The following is a 20,569-nucleotide window of genomic DNA, read 5'->3' as shown; positions in this document are numbered from 1 at the left end:
TCTCCTCACTTCACACCATGCATCAATTTATTGATCAGCGGCGCGATCAGGAACAGCAACGCGCCGGCGCCCACCAGCGCCCAGAACCCGAACGTATACCCACCCAGCGCCGAGGACACGCTCATGCCTTCGTTTCCGCTGACATGGCCGGCGAAAATGCCCGACAGGTTGTTGCCGATGCCGGTGGACAAAAACCAGCCACCCATGCCGAAACCGACCAGGCGTACCGGGGCCAGCTTGGTCACCATCGACAGGCCGATCGGCGACAGGCACAGCTCGCCGACCGACTGGATGACGTAGACCATGAACAAGGTCCAGAACGGAATCTTGCCGGCGTCGTTGACCAGGCTGGACAGCGCAAACATCAGCAGCAGGAAGGCCAGGCCGTTGAACAGCAGGCCCAGGCCGAACTTGCGCGGAATCGACGGATTGAAGCGGCCGGACTTGACCCAGATCCACGCGATGACCGGTGCCAGCGCAATGATGGCGATGGAGTTCACCGACTGGAACCACGCGGTGGGGAAGGTCCAGCTGCCGAAGTTGCGGTTGACGATGTTGTCGGCCAGGAAGGTGAACGAGCTGCCGGCCTGTTCGAAGAACATCCAGAACAGCACGTTGAAGGCGAAGATGATCAGCATCGCGATCACCTTGTCGCGCTGTACCTTGCCTTCACGGATGCCTTCCACCAGCAGCATCACCGACAGGCCGATGAACAGCACCGTCAGCACGATCTGCAACACGTCCGCACCGACGGCGAGCAGGAAGTACACGCCCGGAATCGCCAGCAGGCAGCCCACCAGCACCATCAGCACGCGGCCCATGCCCTGCGCGTTGGGCGCCGGTGCGCCGATGCCCTTGAGCTGGACGCGGCCGAACCAGAACCACACCAGGCTGATCAGCATGCCCACGGCGGAAGCCATGAACACCATCTTGTAGGACGGCATGACTTCAGTGCCGAACACCTTTTCGGCCAGCAACTGGGTCAATACCGGCGAGATCATCGCACCCAGGTTGATGCCCATGTAGAAGATGGTGAAGCCGCTGTCGCGGCGCGGATCGGCCACCGAATACAGCTTGCCGACCATGGTGGAAATGTTCGGCTTGAACAGCCCGTTGCCGACCACCACGGTGGCCAGGCCGATCTCGAACATGGTGTGGTCGGGAATGGCGATCAGGAACAGGCCGGTCGCCATGACGGCCGCCCCGACCAGGATCGAGCGCTGGTAACCGAGCACGCGGTCGGCCACGTAGCCGCCGAAGATCGCCGCCGCGTACACCAGCGCCAGGTAGGCGCCATAGGTCCGCCCCGCCGGCGCCTGGCCAGTGGCATCGCCATTGAAGAACTGCGCCACGATGTACAACACCAGCGCCCAGCGAATGCCGTAGAACGCAAAGCGTTCCCAGAATTCGGTCATGAACAGCAGCCACAACGGCCGGGGGTGGCCGAGCAACGTGGGGAACTCGGGAGGCGCCGGCGGCTGCGGCGGTGTGGAGGCGGATGTCGGCGCGGTCGCGTCAACGCTCATAGAGGTCCCTTGCGTATTCAGTGATGGCTGGGTGCACCGAGGCGAGCCCGGGCGACGCGCGAGGATCACTTAGACGTCATGTACGCGTCAAATTCGCCGGAGTCAGCTGCCTGATGCCCGTGGGTGGAGTTGGCGGAATTTGGCCGCGTGCTGGGGCACCAGGGGCCGGCGTGAGATCGCGCCGGCCCTCTTCCGAAAACACAAGCGCTTGCGTGCGCTTGCCTTGCCCTTGCGCATGCCTGGCCTTGCTCAGCCCTGCGCGGTGTCCGGGGCGCCTTGCGGGGGGCGGCCGTCCACGCCCACCGAGGTGCGCACGTCGAACAGTTCCGGGAAGAACGTCAGCGCCAGCGCCTGCTGCAGGAAGCCGACGCCGCTGGAGCCGCCGGTGCCGCGCTTGAAGCCGATCACCCGCATCACCGTGCGCATGTGGCGGAAGCGCCACAGCTGGAACTGGGTTTCCACATCCACCAGGTCCTCGCACAGCGCGTACTCGCGCCAGTAGCGGTCGGTGTTTTCGTAGATGCGCTCGAACACCGGCCGCAGGCTGTCGTCGGCCACGTGTGCGGCGGTCCAGTCGCGGGCCTGGTAGTGCTGCGGAATCGCGTGACCGAAGCGCGCCAGATAGCGCAGGAACTCCTCGTACAGGCTGGGTGCTTCCAGCGCCTCGCGCAGCCGCGCCTGGCCGTGCGGGTCGTAGGCGAACACCTGCAGCATCTGCGGGTTCTTGTTGCCGAGCAGGAACTCGATGTAGCGGTATTGCAGCGACTGGAAGCCCGACGACGGCCCCAGCACGTCGCGAAACCCCATGTACTCGCTCGGGGTGAGCGTTTCCAGCACCGACCACTGCTCGGTCAGTTGCCGCAGGACCTGCTTGCTGCGCGCCAGCACCTTGCGGCATTGCCAGACTTCGTCGCGCTGCAGATGCACGATGGCCGCGCGCAACTCGTGCGCCAGCAGCTTCAGCCACAGCTCGGAGGTCTGGTGCTGGATGATGAACAGCATTTCATCATGATGCGCCGGCTCGGACAGGGGCTGCTGCGCAGACAGCAGTTGATCCAGCCGCAGATAGCCGCCGTAGGTCAGCCGCCCCTCCAGGTCGGTGTGGATGCCAGGTTCCAGGTCACGCAGGTTCTTGTCGACGGGCATGGCATCGCGCTGAAGATCGGGCCACGCAGGGTAACGCAGCGGCCGGGATTCGGGATTCGGGATTCGGGATTCGGGATTGGCGGATGGCGGATGGCGGATGGCGAAGCGTATTGGCCCACGGCTATCGCCGGCCCTGGCTGGCTGCTTGCAGCCCTGGCGGGATTGCCTGAGGGGATCGGGGCCAGCGAGATACGTGCGCAGGTGCCTCGTAGAAATCCGTATGCACGATTGGCACGCCCAGGCCTCAGCGTCGAGCCCGCTTCCTTCAGCTTTGAACCACTTGGCAGGCGCCCGGTGCGGTCTCAGCCACTGCGCCGCTGTCACCATATCGTCAACCTAGGTCTGCAAATTCATGCAGAATCGAACGGCGCTGCCGGCCAGGGACGTGGCCGGACCAGGGGAGCGTTTCACGTCTCAAGGATCAGGGGACTCTCATCTCATGCATGTGTTGCAGCGTCGTGCAGCCGTATTTCTGTGTGCGCTGGCCGTGGCCGGCCACGCCAATGCCCAGGTCGTCATCAGCCAGGTCTACGGCGGTGGCGGCAATAGCGGCGCCACCCTCCGCAGCGATTTCATCGAGCTGCACAACATCGGCGGTGCCCCGGTCAGCCTGGACGGCTGGTCGGTGCAGTACGCCTCCGCGGCCGGCAGCAGCTGGCAGGTCACCCCGCTGGCGGGCACTGTCCCGGCCGGCGGCTATTACCTGATCAAGCAGGCCGACGGCAGCGGCGGCAGCGTGGCGCTGCCCACGCCCGATGCCACCGGCACGCTGGCCATGAGCGGCACCGCCGGCAAGGTGGCGCTGAGCAATAGCGCCTCCGCGTTGAGCGGCACCTGCCCCACCGGCAATGCCGATCTGGTCGGCTATGGCAGCACGGCCAGCTGCGCCGAAGGCAATGCGCCCACGCCGGCCCCCAGCAACACGCTGGCGGTGCTGCGCGGCAACGACGGTTGCACCGATACCGACAACAACGCCGCCGACTTCGCCACCGGCGCGCCTGCCCCGCGCAATGCCGCCAGCCCCGCGCGCCTGTGCAGCGGCGGCGGCCAGCCGGTCGCCACGCTGGCCGATGTCAGCCAGGCCGAAGGCAATGCCGGCACCCGCAGCTTGGTGTTCACCCTGAGCCTGAGCCAGCCGGCCGGTGCGGGCGGGGTGAGCTTCACCGCCGCCACCGTCGATGGCACCGCCACTGCCGGCAGCGACTATGTCGCCCTGCCCGCCACCACCCTGCGCATCGCCGCTGGCGAACGCAGCGCCACCATTTCCGTCGATGTCCTGGGCGACACCACGCCGGAGCCGGATGAAAGCTTCCGGCTGCAGATCAGCGGCCTCACCGGCGCGCTGCCGGCCACGCTGAGCGCCACCGGCACCATCCTCAACGACGACTTCAGCCTGCTGCCGATCCACGCCATCCAGGGCAAGGGTGCGCGCTCGCCGCTGGAGGGCCAGGTGGTGGCCACCTCGGGCATCGTCACCGCACGCCGCAGCGCCGGGTTCTTCCTGCAGGCACCCGATAGCGAAGCCGACGCCGACCCGTCCACCTCCGAAGGCGTGTACGTCTACACCGGCAGCGCACCGCCGGAGGCGGCCGCCATCGGCAACCGGGTGCGCGTGCAGGGCACGGTGATCGAATACGTGCCCACCGCCGACCCCACCCAGCCACCGCTCACCGAGATCGGCGGCAGCCTGACCGTGCTGGCCGATTCCACCGGCAACCCGTTGCCGATGCCGGTGGCGTTGAGCGCGAACTTCCCCAACCCCAACGGTGCCTTCGATCAGCTCGAAGCGCTGGAAGGCATGCGCGTGGCCGCCGCCAGCCTCACCGTCAATACCCCCACCGGCGGCAGCGTCAACGAGACCAACGCCACGGCGACCAGCAATGGCGTCTTCCATGCCGTGGTCACCGGCGTGCCACGCGCCTACCGCGAGCCGGGCGTGCAATTGCCCGACCCGCTGCCGGCCGGCTCGCCTGCCGGCGTGCCGCGCTGGAATACCAATCCCGAAGTGATCGCGGTCGGCAGTGCCGGCGTCGGCGCCGAGCGGCTGGATCTGGCCTCCGGCTGCCAGGTGCTCGATGTGGTCGGCCCGCTGGATTACAGCTTCCGCCGCTACACGCTGTATCCGGAACGCACCCCGCAGGTGAGCTGCAACGGTGCCGACCAACCGCGCCCGGCACCGGTACCGCAGGCCGACGACGTGGCCGTGGCGACCTACAACATGGAGCGCTTCTTCGACGACCAGAACGACCCGGCGATCGGCGAACCGGTGCTCACGCCGGCCGCCTTCCAGGCCCGCCTCAACAAGGCCTCGCTGGCGATCCGCAACTACCTGCACACGCCCGACATCCTGGGCACGGTGGAAGTGGAAAACCTCAGCGTGCTGCAGACGCTGGCCGCACGCGTCAACGCCGATGCGGTGGCCGCCGGCCAGCAGGATCCCAAGTACGTGGCGTACCTGCAGGAAGGCAACGACGTGGGCGGCATCGACGTCGGTTTCCTGGTCAAGACCGCACAGATCGCTGGCGGCGTGGCGCGCGTGGAAGTTCTCTCGATCGCTCAGGAAGGCAAGACCACCACCTGGACCGAGCCGGGTGGCGGCGTGAGCCTGCTCAACGACCGCCCGCCGCTGGTGCTCACCGCCAACGTGCACCAGGCCGACGGCCGCGTGCTGCCGCTGACCGCCATCGTGGTGCATCAGCGTTCGCTCAACGGCGCCGAAACCGACGATGCCGCCGGCATGCGCATCCGCGCCAAACGTCAGGCGCAGGCCGAGTATCTGGCGCGCCTGCTGCAAACGCGTCAGCAATTGAACCCTGACGAAAAAGTGCTGGTCATGGGCGACTTCAACGCCTTCGAATTCAACGACGGCTATGTGGATGCGATGGGCACCGTCACCGGCAAACCGGCGCCGGATGCGCAGACCGTGGTGGGCGGCGATGGCACCGATCTGGTCAACCCGGATTACACCGACCTGACCTGGTTCAACACGCCCGACCAGAGCTACTCATACGCCTTCGACGGCAACGTGCAGTCGCTGGATCACATCCTGGCCAACGATGCGCTGATGCGCGCGCCGCAGATCGCCTCGCTGTCGGTGGGCCACGCGCGCATCAATGCCGACTTCCCCGGCACCGCGCGTAACGATGCCAATACGCCGACGCGGCTGTCCGATCACGATCCCACCGTGGTGCTGTTGCGCATGACCAAACAGGTCAATGCGGACCTGGGCGTGGCGGTCACTGCTGCGCGCGATCAGGTCACCGAAGGCGAGCGCATCGACTTCAGTGTGGACGTCGAAAACCGCGGCCCCGACAGTGCGGCGTTCGCTGCGGTTGCCTTCGCGTTCGATGCCGCAGTGAGCCCACGCGTCACCGCCGCACCTGGCTGGGTGTGCCAACCGCCGCAGACCGGCACCCAGACGGTGGTCACCTGCACCATTGCAGCGTTGGCAGCCGGTAACGCGCAGAACTTCTCGGTGCAGGTGGAGGCGGGTGCGGCGTTGGCCGGACGGACGTTGACCCTGGCTGCATCGGCGGCTTCGCAAACCCCCGATCCGCAGTCGGGCAACGACACCGATGCGGCCAGCGTGACGGTACAGGCGCAACCCCGCAGCGACCTGGCGGTACGTTTCGACGGCCCAAGCAGCCTGCCGACCACCGCCTTCAGCGCCACCTACCGCGTGCTGGTGAGCAATGTCGGCGCCGCACCGGCGCAAGGCTCCGGCCTGGTGTTCGAAGGCAACACGGTGTCGGCGTTGTCGCAATTGGTACCGCCGCAAGGCTGGCGTTGCGACAAGCAGACCCAATCGCTGCGTCGGGCCCGCTTCGTCTGCAGCACCGCCGCGGTGGTACTGCCCGGCGCGCAGGCAACTTTCCAGTTGACCGTCGCTGCCAGGCCCATCCCGGCCGACGGCGCGGTGCGGGTGCAGGCCACGGCCACCTCGCGTTCGCCCGATGCCAACCCAGCCGACAACACTGCGCTGATCGTGACGCCGATCGGCGGAGGTGATGGGCGCCGCTAATCGCAGTGCAACACGTCGCAGTTCTCTACTGCGACAAAGGGCGCGGCCTGGTCCGCGCCCTTTTTTTTGTGCAAGCCAGCATGATTGTCTGCTGCGGTGCAGGACAGCGTTTTGCTTCGCCGTCCTTAACATGGCAACTCATATCATTTGAAACTTCTTGATGAAGGTGTCGTCGCAATGAGCGTAGCCGCGCAGTTCCAGATCGACTATCTGCAATACATGGACGCGGACGGCCAATGGGTCCGCGACGACCTTCCGGCCGACGCTGCCAACCCGCAACAACTGCTCGCCCTGTTCAAGCGCATGTTGTTCGTGCGCACCTTCGACACCAAGTCAGTGGCCCTGCAGCGCACCGGCAAGCTGGGCACCTACGCGGCCTGCATCGGCCACGAGGCCACGCATGTGGGCATCGGCGCTTCGATGCGCAGCGGCGATGTGTTCGCGCCCAGCTACCGCGAATACGGCACCATGTTCGAACGCGGCGTGCGCCCGCGCGATGTGCTGCTGTACTGGGGCGGCGACGAGCGCGGCAGCGACTATCCGCGCGATGCCGATGCGGCGATCGACTTCCCGATCTGCGTGCCCATTTCCACCCAGTGCCTGCACGCCGCCGGCTCGGCGCTGTCGTTCAAGCTGCAGGGCAAACCGCAGGTTGCGGTGGCCTGCTGCGGCGACGGTGGCAGCTCCAAGACCGACTTCTATGCCGCACTCAATTCGGCCGGCGCCTACAAGCTGCCGCTGATCCTGTGCGTGATCAACAACGGCTGGGCGATCTCGGTGCCGCGCTCGGCGCAGACCGGCGCGCAGACGCTTGCGCAGAAGGGCCTGGCCGGCGGCCTGCAGTGCCTGCAGGTGGACGGCAACGATCTGGTTGCCGTGCTCGAAGCCATGCGTCAGGCACGCGTGCGCGCACTGGCCGGCGATGGCGGCACGGTGATCGAGTTTTTGACCTATCGCCTGTCCGACCACACCACCGCCGACGACGCGCGGCGCTATCGCGGCGAGGAAGAGGTCAAGCAGGGCTGGGCGCGCGAACCGCTGCTGCGCCTGCGCCGCTACCTCACCGCGCAAGGCCTGTGGGACGCCGCCCAGGAAGACGCCTGGAAGGCCGAATGCAGCGCGCGCGTGGACGAAGAGGTCAACGCCTATCTCAACACGCCGGTGCAGCCGGTCGAAGCGATGTTCGATTACCTCTACGGCGACCCGCCGGCCGAGTTGCTGGCACAGCGCGCCGAGGTGATGGCGCTGGAGTCGCGCCATGGATGAGCTCACCCATGTGCCTGCCGACACCTCCCAGCACGCCAGTGCCCCCTACAACGCTGCGGCAACGCGCGGAGAGATCGCCATGAGTTCGCCCATCACCCTGATCGAAGCCATCACCCAGGCGCTAGCCTGGGAGCTGGAACACGACCCCGCGGTACTGGTGCTGGGCGAGGATGTCGGCGTCAACGGTGGCGTGTTTCGTGCCACCGCCGGCCTGCAGCAACGCTTCGGCAGCGACCGCGTGCTGGACACGCCGCTGGACGAAACCACCATCGCCGGGCTGAGCGTCGGGCTGGCTGCGCAAGGCATGAAGCCCGTCGCCGAAGCGCAGTTCGACGGCTTCGTGTATCCGATGGTCGACCATCTGATCTGCCACGCCGCCCGCCTGCGCAACCGCACCCGTGGCCGCCTGCATTGCCCGATGGTGCTGCGCGTGCCGTGGGGCGGTGGCATCCGCGCGCCGGAACATCACAGCGAAGCCAACGAAGCCATCTTCACCAACGTGCCGGGCCTGCGCGTGGTGCTGCCGTCCTCGCCGCAGCGCGCCTACGGCCTGCTGCTGGCCGCCATCCGCGACCCGGATCCGGTCATCTACATGGAGCCCAAGCGCATCTATCGCCAGTACAAGGAAGTAGTGGCCAACGATGGGCAAGCGCTGCCGCTGGATGTGTGCTTCGTGCTGCGCGACGGCACCGATGTCACCCTGGTGACCTGGGGCGCGCAGGTGAAAGAGGCGCTGGAAGCGGCCGACAAACTCGCTGGCGAAGGCATCAGCGCCGAAGTCATCGACGTGGCCACGCTACGCCCGCTGGACTTCGACACCATCGCCGAATCGGTGGCCAAGACCGGCCGCTGCGTCATCGTGCAGGAAGCCCCGCGCACCGCCGGTTTCGGTGCGGAAATCGCCGCGCGCCTGGCCGAACAGTCGATGTACGACCTGGTGGCGCCAGTGGAACGCGTCACCGGTTACGACACGCATATCCCGCTGTTCCGGCTGGAAATGAAGTTCCTGCCGAGCGTGGAGCGCATCGTCGCCGCGGCACGTCGCGCGGTGGCTGCCGGCTGATATGCGCGCCCGTCTGCTTTGCGACCATCGCGCCGCCTATGCCAACCCGGTCCGTTTCCAGGCAGGCCAGCAGGTTGGCGTGGGCGTGCGCGACGAAGAATGGCCGGCGTTTGCCTGGGTCACGACCGATAGCGGACGCGCCGGTTGGGCGCCGCTGGCCTGGTTGCGCCCGCTGGGGGACGGCCGGGCCGAAGCCCTGCGCGACTACGACGCACGCGAACTCGATGCCCAGACAGGCGAGGACGTGTTGCTGCATCACGAACACGGTGGCTGGTGGTGGTCCGAACGTGCCGACGGCACGCAGGGCTGGCTGCCGGCCGCCGACCTTGAACTCCTCGACGACACCACGCCGCAGCTGCCGGCCGCGCAAGAGAACCTGCCATGAGCGACAACAAGAATTTCCACCTGCCCGACCTGGGCGAAGGCCTGCCCGACGCCACCATCGTGGAATGGTTCGTCAAGGAGGGCGACACCGTGCGCCTGGACGACCCGCTGGTGTCGATGGAAACCGCCAAGGCGGTGGTCGAGGTGCCCTCGCCGTTTTCCGGGACCGTGGTCAAGCTCGCCGGCGCCGCCGGCGATGTGATCGTGACCGGCTCGGTGCTGGCGCAGTTCGCGCTGGATGCCTCGCAGCCGCAACGCGCCGACGGCCAGGACACCGGCCATTCGCATGGACCGGCGCCGACGCACGCACCCACGCCCAGCACCGGCGACAGCGCGGCTGGGCACACCACGCGCGTGGTGGCCTCCGATAACGGCGGCGAAATTGCCGATGCCGATGCCGATGCTGGCGATGGCAGCGGCGATCGCGACGATGCCGGCACCGTGGTCGGCGCGATGCAGAGCTCCAACGCCGTGCAGAGCGAGCAGGCCATTACCGTCGGCGGCGTGCGCGCCATGCCGGTGGTGCGCGCGCTGGCGCGCAAGCTGCGTGTGGACCTGGCACAGGTGCGCGCTACCGGCCCGGACGGCACGGTCACGCTGGCAGACGTAAAGCAGGCAGCGGCCGCCGGTACCGCGCAGCCCTCACCCGGCGCGCACGGCGCGCCGACCTCTCCTGCCCGCGGGCGAGGTGGTCCGATCGATGACGGTGGGAGAGCTGCTGGGAGCGCTGCCGACGGCAGGGATCGACCCGCAACAGCACCCCTTCTTCCGCCTGCGGGAGAAGGTGCCCGCAGGGCGGACGAGGGCAACGCCCGCTCCACGCTGTCGGCCAGCGGCAAGCCGATGCGCACCCAGTCGCCCGGCATCAGCGCCCAGGGCCAACCCGAGCAACTCAAGGGCGTGCGCCGCAACATGGCACGTGTGATGGCCGATGCACACACCAAGGTGGTGCCGACCACGCTCAACGACGATGCCGATCTGCACGCCTGGCAGCCCGGTAATGATGTCACCGTGCGTCTGGTGCGCGGTATCGTGCGCGCCTGCCAGGCGGTGCCCGCACTCAATGCCTGGTTCGACGGCGACGCACTCAGCCGCACCCTGCACCACCAGGTCGACATCGGCATTGCCGTGGATACCGAAGAAGGCTTGTTCGTGCCGGCGTTGCGCAACGCCGACATGCTGGATGCGCATGGCATTCGCGAAGGCGTCAACCGGCTGCGCCAGCAGGTGGAAAGCCGCAGCATCGCCGCGTCCGAGCTGAGCGGCTACACCATCTCGCTGTCCAACTTCGGCATGTTTGCCGGCCGCTACGCCACGCCGGTGGTGGTGCCGCCCTGCGTGGCGATCGTGGCCGCCGGCCGCGCGCGCTACCAGCTCACCCCGGTGATGGGCGGCGTGGAAACGCACAAGGTGATGCCGCTGTCGCTGACCTTCGATCACCGCGCCGCCACCGGCGGTGAAGCGGCGCGCTTCCTGCGCGCCTTGCTGGACGATCTGGCGTTGACCAACTGAGCACTGTCTTTTTTGCCATGTAGCACGATGTGCGTCACCGTGACAGCGGCAACATTGGCCGCTGTCCGATGCACATGCTGCACCGGCCCGGAACACTCATTCACGCCGATGTGCGCCTTCATCCCGATACCACTGCTTGCCCTCTCGGCGTGATGCATCTCAGGGTCGCGCGCGTGATCGGCGCTTTTGGTCGAACCGGGCGCAGCGATCCGCGTCGCATCGACGATCGTCCCGGGACGTAGACTCTGGCCCTTGCGCGTCAGAGGCGCGTTGACCGCTTCCAGCAACACCATGGGCCTCCAGCAAGCGTCGAAAGTTGAGAATCGTGGTCTCGTCGAGAATGTCGTCCAACCCACCGAGCTGGGCAAATCGCCGCAAGGTCGGAATCTCGTGCAGCGCTTCTTCCCTCGCCGGATCGCTCAACGCATACCCCTGCTGCAGCAGATGATCCGCAATATCGTCGCCAGTGCGTAGGGCTGCCGCCCTGGCCGCCCCGACGCCGGATAGTGCGGCGCGATCAGCCCGAGCAGTTTCTGCCACGCAACGACCTGCTCCATCTCGGCCAGGAAAATCTCGTGCCGGGTCTGCTTGCGCTTGCCCAGGCTCTCGGTGTCACCGAACATCAGTTGCATGGATCACTCATCAACATGAGGCGGGCAATTTCGTGTATCTGTGGCGCCTTGTTCAGAGGCTCCTTAGCCAAACGCCTTATAACTCAGACCGCGCTGCAATATTGGAACGCGTATGCGACCGGGCCGACAATTTGTCGGCCCGGCTAAGACAGGTTTATCTTTAATTTCTAACCTTTATAACCATTATTTTTTAATAAGTCTTTGTATGCAGCATATAGTTTTGGATCTCTCTTAGTAGACCTCTTGACATCGCTGGGAAGACCTCGCGGATACGTAGCGTAGAGCTGGCCTGCGCTGTAACTAAGTGCAGTGTCATCACTCAGCACAATACCAGGCTTTCGATCCTCGCGAGGCAAATCGTGAACAGTGGGCTCCTCTGTCGAGAATCTGACATTTAAGAGCTCTCCAGGCCGACGATGGCGACTACTCAAGTGCTGCAGACCGCTGAACTGAGCAGACGGAGGTGGATTCGAAGGTTGTCCCTGCTGCGGTGGCGAGCTTTCTGGATTGCTTTCATGGGACTAGTTATAGCTACTGCTTGATGCGCCACGAATCGGACTTGTCATGTAAAAAAATCTCCACGATTAAGGCTTATTGCAGCGCCAATAAGAAATACAATTTTCACCTCAGTGTGACGCCGCAACGTCAATATTCCTCCATGTTTAGATTCTTTTCTTTTTGCACCAGGAATATTTGGTGCGAGAAGCGAAATTTACCGATGAGTGCATCAACTTAAGCAAAGGTGGTATTGCACTCTTTGCAAATGGCGACCACCGCAAAAGAGTGTGCCACTCGGCGCATACATGCCATTGGCAAGCCGGCAGGCTGCCCACAGCCACGCTGACAAGTCGCGATGGCGACCACACCTTGAACGGATAAAGCGGCCTCGCTACATCCCTTGTAACTGGAAAGCGCGTTGTGTGCCTGCTTTGTCGCTTCTGCAACAACGCGTTTCGGCGCCGGCTGGCAGTAGCACCTTGCCGTCGCCCACAACTCTGCACTGGCGCATTTGCCTCTGCGCGCAGGAAGTCCCCTCTGCGCATGAAGTGGACCCTGCCGTCGGCAATCTTTGCTTCCATAGCGTGATACCACCACTTTTAGAAACAAGAATTTCTACCTAGCATTCATCGCCAGTCAAACAACGCGCGCAGTTAGAACGTATTCCCCATAGGCGAAGCATTGCATCGTCCGTGTGCATCTCCGGAAGGTCTTCAGCAATTCGGACCGCTTGAGCAACGCTGCGCTAGGGAAGGTCTGAACATTGAGTCCTGAGAGTGCGCGATGTCGCCTCGTTCCGGAGAGTCGCGCGTGGATCTTCAGATTTTTCGCCACTTCTGGCGCTTTCCGTGGGAAACACCCGGGTCACAGGCGCACGCTCCCCATAGCCTGACCCACCCCGGGAGACCGGGCCACGGCCAAGGCGAAGTCGCATTGGACGCAGCAGACCTCGGGTCGACACACCGGTTGTTGCCACTGCCGCTTGGCGGCGCCATGGAGCGCCATGCGCGGCCAGCGCACCTGCACTTCGTTTCGGCATGCACGCCGTCGACAATGCGCGGATAATCGCGCGATGTCACTGAAAGCAGATTTGCTGTCGCTACAGCTACAGCCCGTATTCGAGTCCGCGCTCGCCAGGGCCGGTGTGCATGCGCTCACGCCGATCCAGGTCGCGATGATTCCGCCGATGCTGGCCGCACGCGACCTGATCGCCACCGCGCAGACCGGCTCGGGCAAGACCCTGGCATATGCCTTGCCGCTGCTGCAGCAGCGCCTGCAGGCGCCGGAACAGGCGCCGCGCGTGCTGGGCGGGCTGATCCTGGTACCGACGCGTGAGCTGGTCGCGCAGGTCGCGCAGACCCTGCTGTCGCTGGCCGCCGCCTTGCCGCGACGGCTGAAGATCGTCGCCGCCACCGGCGGTGAAGCCATCAATCCGCAGCTGATGGCCTTGCGCGGTGGCGCCGACATCGTCATCGCCACCCCGGGGCGGCTGCTGGACCTGGTGACGCACAATGCGCTGCGCCTCTCGCAGGTAAGCACGCTGGTGCTGGACGAAGCCGATCGCCTGCTCGACCTGGGCTTTGGCGCCGAGCTCGATCGCATCCTGGCCTTGCTGCCGGCGCAGCGGCAAAGCGTGCTGGTCTCGGCCACCTTCCCAGCCGCCATCGCGTCGCTGGCCAAGCGTCGCCTGCGCGATCCGTTGCGCATCACCCTCGACGCCACGCCCGAACAGGCACCGGCGATCGCGCAACGCGCCATCGCAGTGGATGCCGGCCAACGTACGCAGCTGCTGCGTCACCTGCTGCTGGAATACGGATGGCCGCAACTGCTGGTCTTCGTCGCCAGCCGCCACAGCGCCGACAAGGTTGCCGAGAAACTGAGCAAGACCGGCATCGCCGCCTTGCCGCTGCACGGCGAATTGAGCCAGGGCCGCCGCGAACGCACGCTGCGCGCCTTCAAACAGGCGGACGTGCAGGTGCTGGTGGCCACCGACCTGGCCGGGCGCGGCATCGACATCGACGCCTTGCCGGCCGTGCTTAATTACGACCTGCCCCGCTCCACTGTCGACTACACCCACCGCATCGGCCGCACCGCACGCGCCGGTGCCAGCGGCGTGGCGATCAGCTTCGTCACGGCAGACAGCGCCCAGCAGTGGCGGCTGATCGAAAAACGCCAGGGCCTGCGCGTGCCGACCAGCGTGATCGAAGGGTTCGAGCCAACCCCGGTCCAGGCGCCTGCCCCCGACCATGCGCCCGGCGCAGCGGTGCGTGCAGCGGATGACAACGGCGGCATCAAGGGCAAGCGGCCGAGCAAGAAGGACAAGTTACGCGCCGCGGCGCAGGCGCAGGCTGGCAAGCCGGGCTGAGAGTAGCGAACGCATCGTCGCGAGCAGTCCTAGCACCGGCGCGTGATGACTGCGCCCACACCGCCGCACTGCAGCGCGGGCTGGCCTGGCAACCGCCCGCCTCGGCAGCCGAACGCGCTCAGCATGCCTAAGCCGCAACCGCCCAGCAAAACGCGCTGGCGCAACAGCGTCGGCCAGCCACGGCCCGCTCGAACCGCTGCGTCCGAGCGGCAAGTGCCCGCTACCAAGCACCAGCAGGGTTGGCCGATGGCAGCGTCCCCGTCGCTCCGCCAACAAGGGCGCTCGCCAGCGTTAAGGCACCGCAGGCCTCCTGCACCCCTGCCAGTTGCCATCCGCAACGCGCGAGGCCTGGCTCGTCCATGCGATGCGGTCGACAATCCGCCAGCAACTGCTCGTCCCGTAGCGGTGCGCCGCCGACGGGACGACGATCAAACCTCAGTCCTGCTCGAAATCCAGTTCGCCATCACCGAACGCATGATCGCTCTGCGCGCGCGGCGTGCGCTTGCCCGGCTTGCGCAGGATTTCGACGAAGAACTGCTCGCCACCGTCGGCGACGAGTGCGTTGATCGAGCGGATCAGCTCGGCCGGCGGCAGTGCCACGGCACTGGCTTCATCCACACCGAAGCGCATATCGAAGTCCCAGTAGTCCGCGCCAGCCGGCAGCTCCTTGCGGCGCTCGCGGCGGATGTACTTGCGGATATCGTGCTTGCTGGATTCCAGCAGACGATCGCGGTTCTTGCCTTCGAGGTTGAGCTGGTAGGTCTTGCGCATGGCGACATCGGTGGTGGGGACTGGCCGCCTATTGTGAGGCCAAGGCGGCATCCTCGGTGAATCCAGCATCAAGTGGCGCTGCAGAACCGCCAAATGGCGGCATGCGCGCCTGGACTGACGCAATCGCGCCGTACGGCCCAACCCCTGCGTTCCCGGCCGCATCGACGCCCTGACGCATCTCACCGCAGCCCGAGCTGTTTGCGCAGGCTGCCGTCCACCGCGCTGGCGGGCAGGAACCGGCGCAGCTTGCTCAGCAGCGATGCCTGCCCGGCGGGTGTGCGGCGCATGCGCCACCTGCCCAGGGCCGCCTCCACCACGTTGGCGGCCACGCCATGCGGTTCCGGCGCGGTGTCGATACTGTGCGTGACTGCCCGCGCCACCACGCCACGCTCGCGGTCGTAATCGGCAATGGTGGCCTGCACCACCGGCGAATTGCTGCCCAGGCTGGTTTTCGTATACGCAGGCTCCACCAGCGTCACGCGAATGCCGAATTGACGCAGCTCGTGATCCAGCGTTTCCGACAGCCCTTCCACCGCATGTTTGGAGGCGGCATACACACCCATGTACGGCGCCGGCAGGAACCCCAGCACCGAGCTGACATTGACGATGCGGCCCTGGCCGCGTGCGCGCATCTGCGGCAGCACGGCCTGCACGGTGCGCAGGATGCCGAGTAGGTTGATGTCGAATAATGCGGCCGCTTCGTCGACGCTGGTTTCTTCAATGGCACCGACAAGATTGGTGCCTGCGTTGTTGACCAGTACATCGATGCGGCCCGCGCGGGCGATGATGCCATCGGCCGCACGCTGCACCGAAGCGGCATCGCGGATATCCATTTCCACCAGCTCCACGGCCGTCAACGGTGTGGCACCGGCCAGGTGACGCACGCTGCCGTAAACGATGCAGCCGGCTCGGGCGAAGTGTTCTGCGGCGGCACGGCCAATGCCGGACGACACGCCCGTGATCAGCACAACGGTCTGCTGTTGCATTGCGGTTCCTTCAATCAAGAGAAAGACATCGGCGATACGCGTGCGGCCTGCAGGGCATGCGTTCGGAAGGTGGTGACGATGGCGCACGACATTGCGCTGCGACGGCACCGTGGCCACCGTCGCAGAAGTGCTTCATGCAGGCCGGGCAATGTCCGGTGCGTTATTCCCTTTGCCGGGATCGGGCCGGATCTTGAACCAGATCGAATACATCGCCGGCAGGAACACCAGGGTCAACACGGTGCCGGCCAACGTGCCGCCGATCAGCGTGTAGGCCAAGGTGCCCCAGAACACGGAATGGGTGAGTGGAATGAATGCCAGGATCGCCGCCAGTGCCGTCAAAATCACCGGACGCGCACGCTGCACGGTGGCTTCCACCAACGCATGGAACGGATCCAGACCCTCGGCTTCGTTGTGATGGATCTGTCCGATCAGGATCAGCGTGTTGCGCATCAGGATGCCCGACAGCGCAATCAATCCCACCAGCGCATTGATGCCGAACGGCTGCTGGAACAGGATCAAGGTCGGCACCACGCCGATCAGGCCGAGCGGGCTGGTGAGAAACACCATCACCATCGCCGAGATCGAGCGCACCTGCAGGATGATGATGAGCAACGTGGCCGCCAGCATGATGGGGAACAGCGGCAGCATCGCGGCGGTGGCCTTGCCGGACTCCTCGATGGAGCCGGCCTCCTTGATCTGATATCCGCTGGGCAGTTTGTCGATGATCGGCTGCAGCTGCCTGGTGATCGCAGCCGAGACATCCGGCGGCTGCAGCGTGTCGTCGACATCGCCGCCCACCGTGATGGTCGGCACGCGATCGCGGCGCCGCATGACCGGCTCTTCCATCCGCACATCCACCTTACCTACCTGCGACAGCGGGACGCGTTGGCCGTTGCCGCCGGCCAGGGTGAAGTCGGCGATGCGTGCCGGATCCAGACGGGTATCGCCGGCCGACCGCGCCACCACCTGCACGCTGCGGATATCCTCGCGCACCAGCGTGGTCGGCACGCCGCTGAGCAGGAACTGCAACTGCTGGGCGACCGCGGCCGAGGTCAGCCCCACCGCCTGCAGGCGATCCTGGTCCAGGCTGAAATGCAGGGTCGGTGTGCGCACGCCCCAGTCGGTATTGACGGTGCGCAGCATCGGGCTGTCCTGCATCACCTGCATGACCTGCGCAGCGATGCCGCGCAGCACCGTCGGGTCCGGACCGCTCACCCGGTAGGCGACCGGAAACTTCGAATACGGGCCGAAGGTCAATTGCGTCACGCGCACGCGCGCTTCCGGCGCCAGGCCTTGCGCGATCGCCTCGCGCAAGCGCAGCTTCAGCGCATCGCGCTCGTGCTGGTCGTCGGTGCGCACCACGATCTTTGCGAACGAGGGGTCCGGCAGTTCCGGACCCATCGCCAGGAAAAAGCGCGGCGCGCCCTGACCGATGTAGGCGGTCACGATCTTTGCTTCCTTCTGCTTGGACAGCCAGGCTTCCACCTTGGCGGCCGCCGTGCTGGTCTGGTTGATCGAGGTGCCGTACGGCAGCTGCACTTCCACCAGCACTTCGGGCCGGTCGGAGATCGGGAAGAATTGCTTCTTGACCATGCCCATGCCCACGACCGCCAGCACGAACAGCCCCACCACGGACCCTGCGACCAGCCACTTGCGGGCAATGACGCGACCCAGCGCCTGGCGGAAGCGGTTGTAGCGCGGCGTGTTGTAGATCGCTGCGTGGCCGCCTTCGACCTTCTTCAGGTCGGGAAGCATCTTCACGCCCAGATACGGCGTGAACACGACCGCCACCACCCACGACACGATCAACGCAATGCCCACGATCCAGAACATGTTGCTGGTGTATTCGCCGGCCGTGGAAGCAGCAAATCCGTTCGGCATGAAGCCCACCGCGGTGACCAGGGTGCCGGACAACATCGGTGCAGCGGTGTGGCTCCAGGCATACGCCGAGGCGGCAACGCGGCTATAGCCTTCTTCCATTTTCACCACCATCATCTCGATGGCGATGATGGCATCATCGACCAGCAAGCCCAGCGCCAGGATCAGCGAGCCCAGCGTGATTCGGTCGAAATTCTTGCCAGTCGCCAGCATCACCACGAACACTGCTGCCAGCGTCAGCGGCACGGCTGCCGCCACCACGATGCCCACGCGCCAGCCCATGCTGACGAAGCACACCAGCATCACCACCAGCAACGCGACGAAGAACTTGGTCATGAACTCGCCGACCGACGCATCGATGTTGACGGCCTGGTCGGTGACCTTGCTCAGACGCATGCCCAGCGGCAGTTCGGCATTGATCGCCCCCACTTCGGCGTCGAGCGATTTGCCCAGATCCAGGCCATTCCAGCCATCGCGCATGATGATGCCCAGCAACAATGCCGGTTCGCCGCCGCTGCGGATCATGAAGGTGGACGGATCTTCGTAGCCGCGTTTAACGGTGGCGATATCGGACAATTTCAGCGTGCGGCCCTGCACGACCAACGGGGTGTCGCGGATCTTCTGCAGGCTGTCGAGCGCACCATCCAGGCGAATGAACACCTGTGGCCCGCGCGTTTCCACCGAGCCGGCCGCATTCAACGCGTTTTGCGCGTTGAGTGCGGCAAACACGTCCTGCGGACTGACCCCCAGCGTGGCCAGACGCTCATGCGAGAACTCGACAAAGATGCGCTCGGGTTGCTCGCCGATGATGTTGACCTTCTTGACGCCCGGCACGTGCAGGATGCGCTGGCGCAGGGTCTCGGCATCGCGTGCCAGCAAGCGCTGCGGCTCGCCCTTTGCCTTGAGCGCGAACAGCGCAAAGGTGACGTCGGCATATTCGTCGTTGATCAGCGGCCCGATCACGCCGGCCGGCAAGTTGGCCACTTCATCGCCGGCCTTCTTGCGCGCCTGATAGAACTGCTCCTGCACCTCCCCAGGCGGGGTACTGTCCATCAAGGTCAGCGTCGTAAACGCAAGACCCGGACGCGTGTAGGTTTCGGTACGGTCGTACCAGCGCAATTCCTGCATGCGCTTTTCGAGTTTCTCGGCCACCTGGTCCTGCATTTCCTGCGGCGTGGCACCGGGCCAGGCGGTCACGATCGTCATCACCTTGATGGTGAATGCCGGGTCTTCGGCACGACCGAGCTTGAGAAACGCCACCAAGCCGGCCAGCGAGATCAGGAAGATCAGAAACAGCGTGATGGAGCGCTCGCGCACGGCAAGCGCCGAGAGATTGAACCGGCCCTCGCTCACGGCTGCGCTCCTGCCGCCTTGGCGGTGCTGCCAGCAGTGGCCGCGCTGCTACCGGCCACGCCTTCGCCGGCAATGCGTACCTGCTCGCCTTCGCGCAACAGATGCGCCCCCAACGCCACGATGCGCTCGCCGCGTGCCAGCTTGCCGGCCACGTTGGCGTGGTCATCGTCCAGGCCCAACACCGTCACCGGCCGCCAGCTCACCCTGGTCGGGTTGCCGGCAATCACCCACACGCCCGGCCCCTTGCCGGCGTCGAACAGCGCGGCCAGCGGTACCTGCAGGCCGGCCTGGTTCCCGGAAGCGGTGCCGCCGGGGACGCGCACGCTGACCGTGGTGCCGAGCGGTGCCTGTGCGAGCGCGCCGTCCAGCACGTAGCGTGCCTCGAAGGTGCGGGTGAGCCGGTCGGCGCTCTCGGACAGCTGGCGCAAGGTGGCCGGCACGGTGACGGCGGCGTTGCCGAACAGCGTGGCTTGGGCCACCGAGCCGACCTGCGGGCGCAGGGTTTCCGGCAGCTGGATCACCGCTTCGCGCGGGCCGGCGTGCGCCAGCCGCACCACCGGCTGCCCGGCCGCAACCACCTGGCCCGGCTCGACCAGCGTTTCCATCACCACGCCGTCGGCGTCGGCCACCAGGTCGGTGTAGCGATTGGCGTTGCGCGCCACGTCAGCCTGGGCCTGGGCGGCGCTCAGCTGCGCCCTGGCCGCATCGGCGGCGGCCTTGATCTGGTCGTAGGCCGAAGCCGAGATGGCGCCGGTACCGCGCAGGTCGCGGTACCGGGCTTCATCTTCGGCGGTCTGCTGCGCCCGGGCGCGCGCGGCGGCCACCGTGTCCTGCTGCGCACGCGCAGCCAGTTGCAGATCCACCGGGTCGATACGCATCAGCGGTTGCCCGCGCTTGACGCTCTGCCCGGCATCGACCAGCCGCTCGGACACCTTGCCGGCCACCCGGAACCCCAGGTCGCTCTGCACGCGCGCCGCTACCGTGCCGGAGAAGGTGCGCACCGCAGCGCTGGCATCGCCAGCCGTGGCAACCCGCACCCGCGGCGCGGCGGTCCGTGGATCGGGCTGCGCCTTGCCGCCGCAGGCGCTCAGCGCCAGCGGCAAGACACAGAGGAAGGTAAAGGCGACAAGGCGGCGGCGACGCATGGCAATCCCGGAGCGATCGGATG

12 protein-coding genes and 1 pseudogene are annotated in these 20,569 nt (G+C 66.0%); 6 read left to right on the top strand and 7 right to left on the bottom strand.

Going from position 1 to position 20,569, the window contains the following annotated elements; genetic code table 11:
- Positions 1–5: 5 nt before the first annotated feature.
- Both ACCQ07_RS02275 and ACCQ07_RS02270 read right to left on the bottom strand, forming a co-directional pair.
- Entirely contained in the window at positions 6–1,526 is a 1,521-nt protein-coding gene (locus ACCQ07_RS02275; protein ID WP_372363742.1) for a peptide MFS transporter, read from the bottom strand.
- A 249-nt stretch (positions 1,527–1,775) separates the two neighbouring features.
- Entirely contained in the window at positions 1,776–2,672 is an 897-nt protein-coding gene (locus ACCQ07_RS02270; protein WP_029818459.1) for a tryptophan 2,3-dioxygenase, read from the bottom strand.
- A 439-nt stretch (positions 2,673–3,111) separates the two neighbouring features.
- On the opposite strand from ACCQ07_RS02270, the gene ACCQ07_RS02265 reads away from it, so the two are divergent.
- The 5 genes from ACCQ07_RS02265 to ACCQ07_RS02245 all read left to right on the top strand — a co-directional run bounded on the left by ACCQ07_RS02265 (position 3,112) and on the right by ACCQ07_RS02245 (position 10,918).
- Complete coding sequence (locus tag ACCQ07_RS02265) at positions 3,112–6,693, top strand: lamin tail domain-containing protein (RefSeq protein ID WP_372363741.1); 3,582 nt, start codon at positions 3,112–3,114, stop codon at positions 6,691–6,693.
- Between the two features lie 177 nt (positions 6,694–6,870).
- Positions 6,871–7,959, top strand: a complete 1,089-nt coding sequence (gene pdhA, locus ACCQ07_RS02260; RefSeq protein WP_008575531.1) for a pyruvate dehydrogenase (acetyl-transferring) E1 component subunit alpha — start codon at positions 6,871–6,873, stop codon at positions 7,957–7,959.
- Positions 7,952–9,022 (top strand): alpha-ketoacid dehydrogenase subunit beta, encoded by a 1,071-nt coding sequence (locus ACCQ07_RS02255; RefSeq protein WP_011346140.1) that lies wholly within the window; start codon positions 7,952–7,954, stop codon positions 9,020–9,022. Before pdhA ends, ACCQ07_RS02255 begins: the two co-directional genes overlap by 8 nt.
- Position 9,023: 1 nt before the next feature.
- On the top strand, positions 9,024–9,407 hold the full coding sequence (locus ACCQ07_RS02250) for an SH3 domain-containing protein (protein ID WP_008575527.1): 384 nt from the start codon (positions 9,024–9,026) through the stop codon (positions 9,405–9,407).
- Entirely contained in the window at positions 9,404–10,918 is a 1,515-nt protein-coding gene (locus ACCQ07_RS02245) for a dihydrolipoamide acetyltransferase family protein (protein WP_372165061.1), read from the top strand. The genes ACCQ07_RS02250 and ACCQ07_RS02245 overlap by 4 nt, the downstream gene beginning before the upstream one ends.
- A gap of 2 nt (positions 10,919–10,920) precedes the next feature.
- Here the strand turns inward: ACCQ07_RS02245 and ACCQ07_RS02240 are convergent.
- Positions 10,921–11,550, bottom strand: a pseudogene (locus tag ACCQ07_RS02240) (IS5 family transposase); the annotation flags it as partial.
- Between the two features lie 1,570 nt (positions 11,551–13,120).
- Here ACCQ07_RS02240 and ACCQ07_RS02235 point away from each other — a divergent pair.
- Entirely contained in the window at positions 13,121–14,413 is a 1,293-nt protein-coding gene (locus tag ACCQ07_RS02235; protein ID WP_071118538.1) for a DEAD/DEAH box helicase, read from the top strand.
- A 435-nt stretch (positions 14,414–14,848) separates the two neighbouring features.
- On the opposite strand, the gene ACCQ07_RS02230 is transcribed toward ACCQ07_RS02235, so the two are convergent.
- From ACCQ07_RS02230 to ACCQ07_RS02215, 4 genes are all read right to left on the bottom strand, one after another.
- Entirely contained in the window at positions 14,849–15,184 is a 336-nt protein-coding gene (locus ACCQ07_RS02230; protein ID WP_109291299.1) for a DUF6172 family protein, read from the bottom strand.
- A 179-nt stretch (positions 15,185–15,363) separates the two neighbouring features.
- Complete coding sequence (locus tag ACCQ07_RS02225) at positions 15,364–16,287, bottom strand: oxidoreductase (protein WP_372363738.1); 924 nt, start codon at positions 16,285–16,287, stop codon at positions 15,364–15,366.
- Positions 16,288–16,302: 15 nt separating this feature from the next.
- Entirely contained in the window at positions 16,303–19,401 is a 3,099-nt protein-coding gene (locus tag ACCQ07_RS02220; RefSeq protein ID WP_277574511.1) for an efflux RND transporter permease subunit, read from the bottom strand.
- Complete coding sequence (locus ACCQ07_RS02215; protein WP_057681070.1) at positions 19,398–20,546, bottom strand: efflux RND transporter periplasmic adaptor subunit; 1,149 nt, start codon at positions 20,544–20,546, stop codon at positions 19,398–19,400. The genes ACCQ07_RS02220 and ACCQ07_RS02215 overlap by 4 nt, the downstream gene beginning before the upstream one ends.
- Positions 20,547–20,569: the final 23 nt, after the last annotated feature.

The organism is Xanthomonas sp. NCPPB 3583 (assembly GCF_041475715.2).
In the GTDB taxonomy this organism is placed as follows: domain Bacteria; phylum Pseudomonadota; class Gammaproteobacteria; order Xanthomonadales; family Xanthomonadaceae; genus Xanthomonas; species Xanthomonas euvesicatoria.
This window is presented reverse-complemented; position numbering and strand designations above follow the sequence as displayed.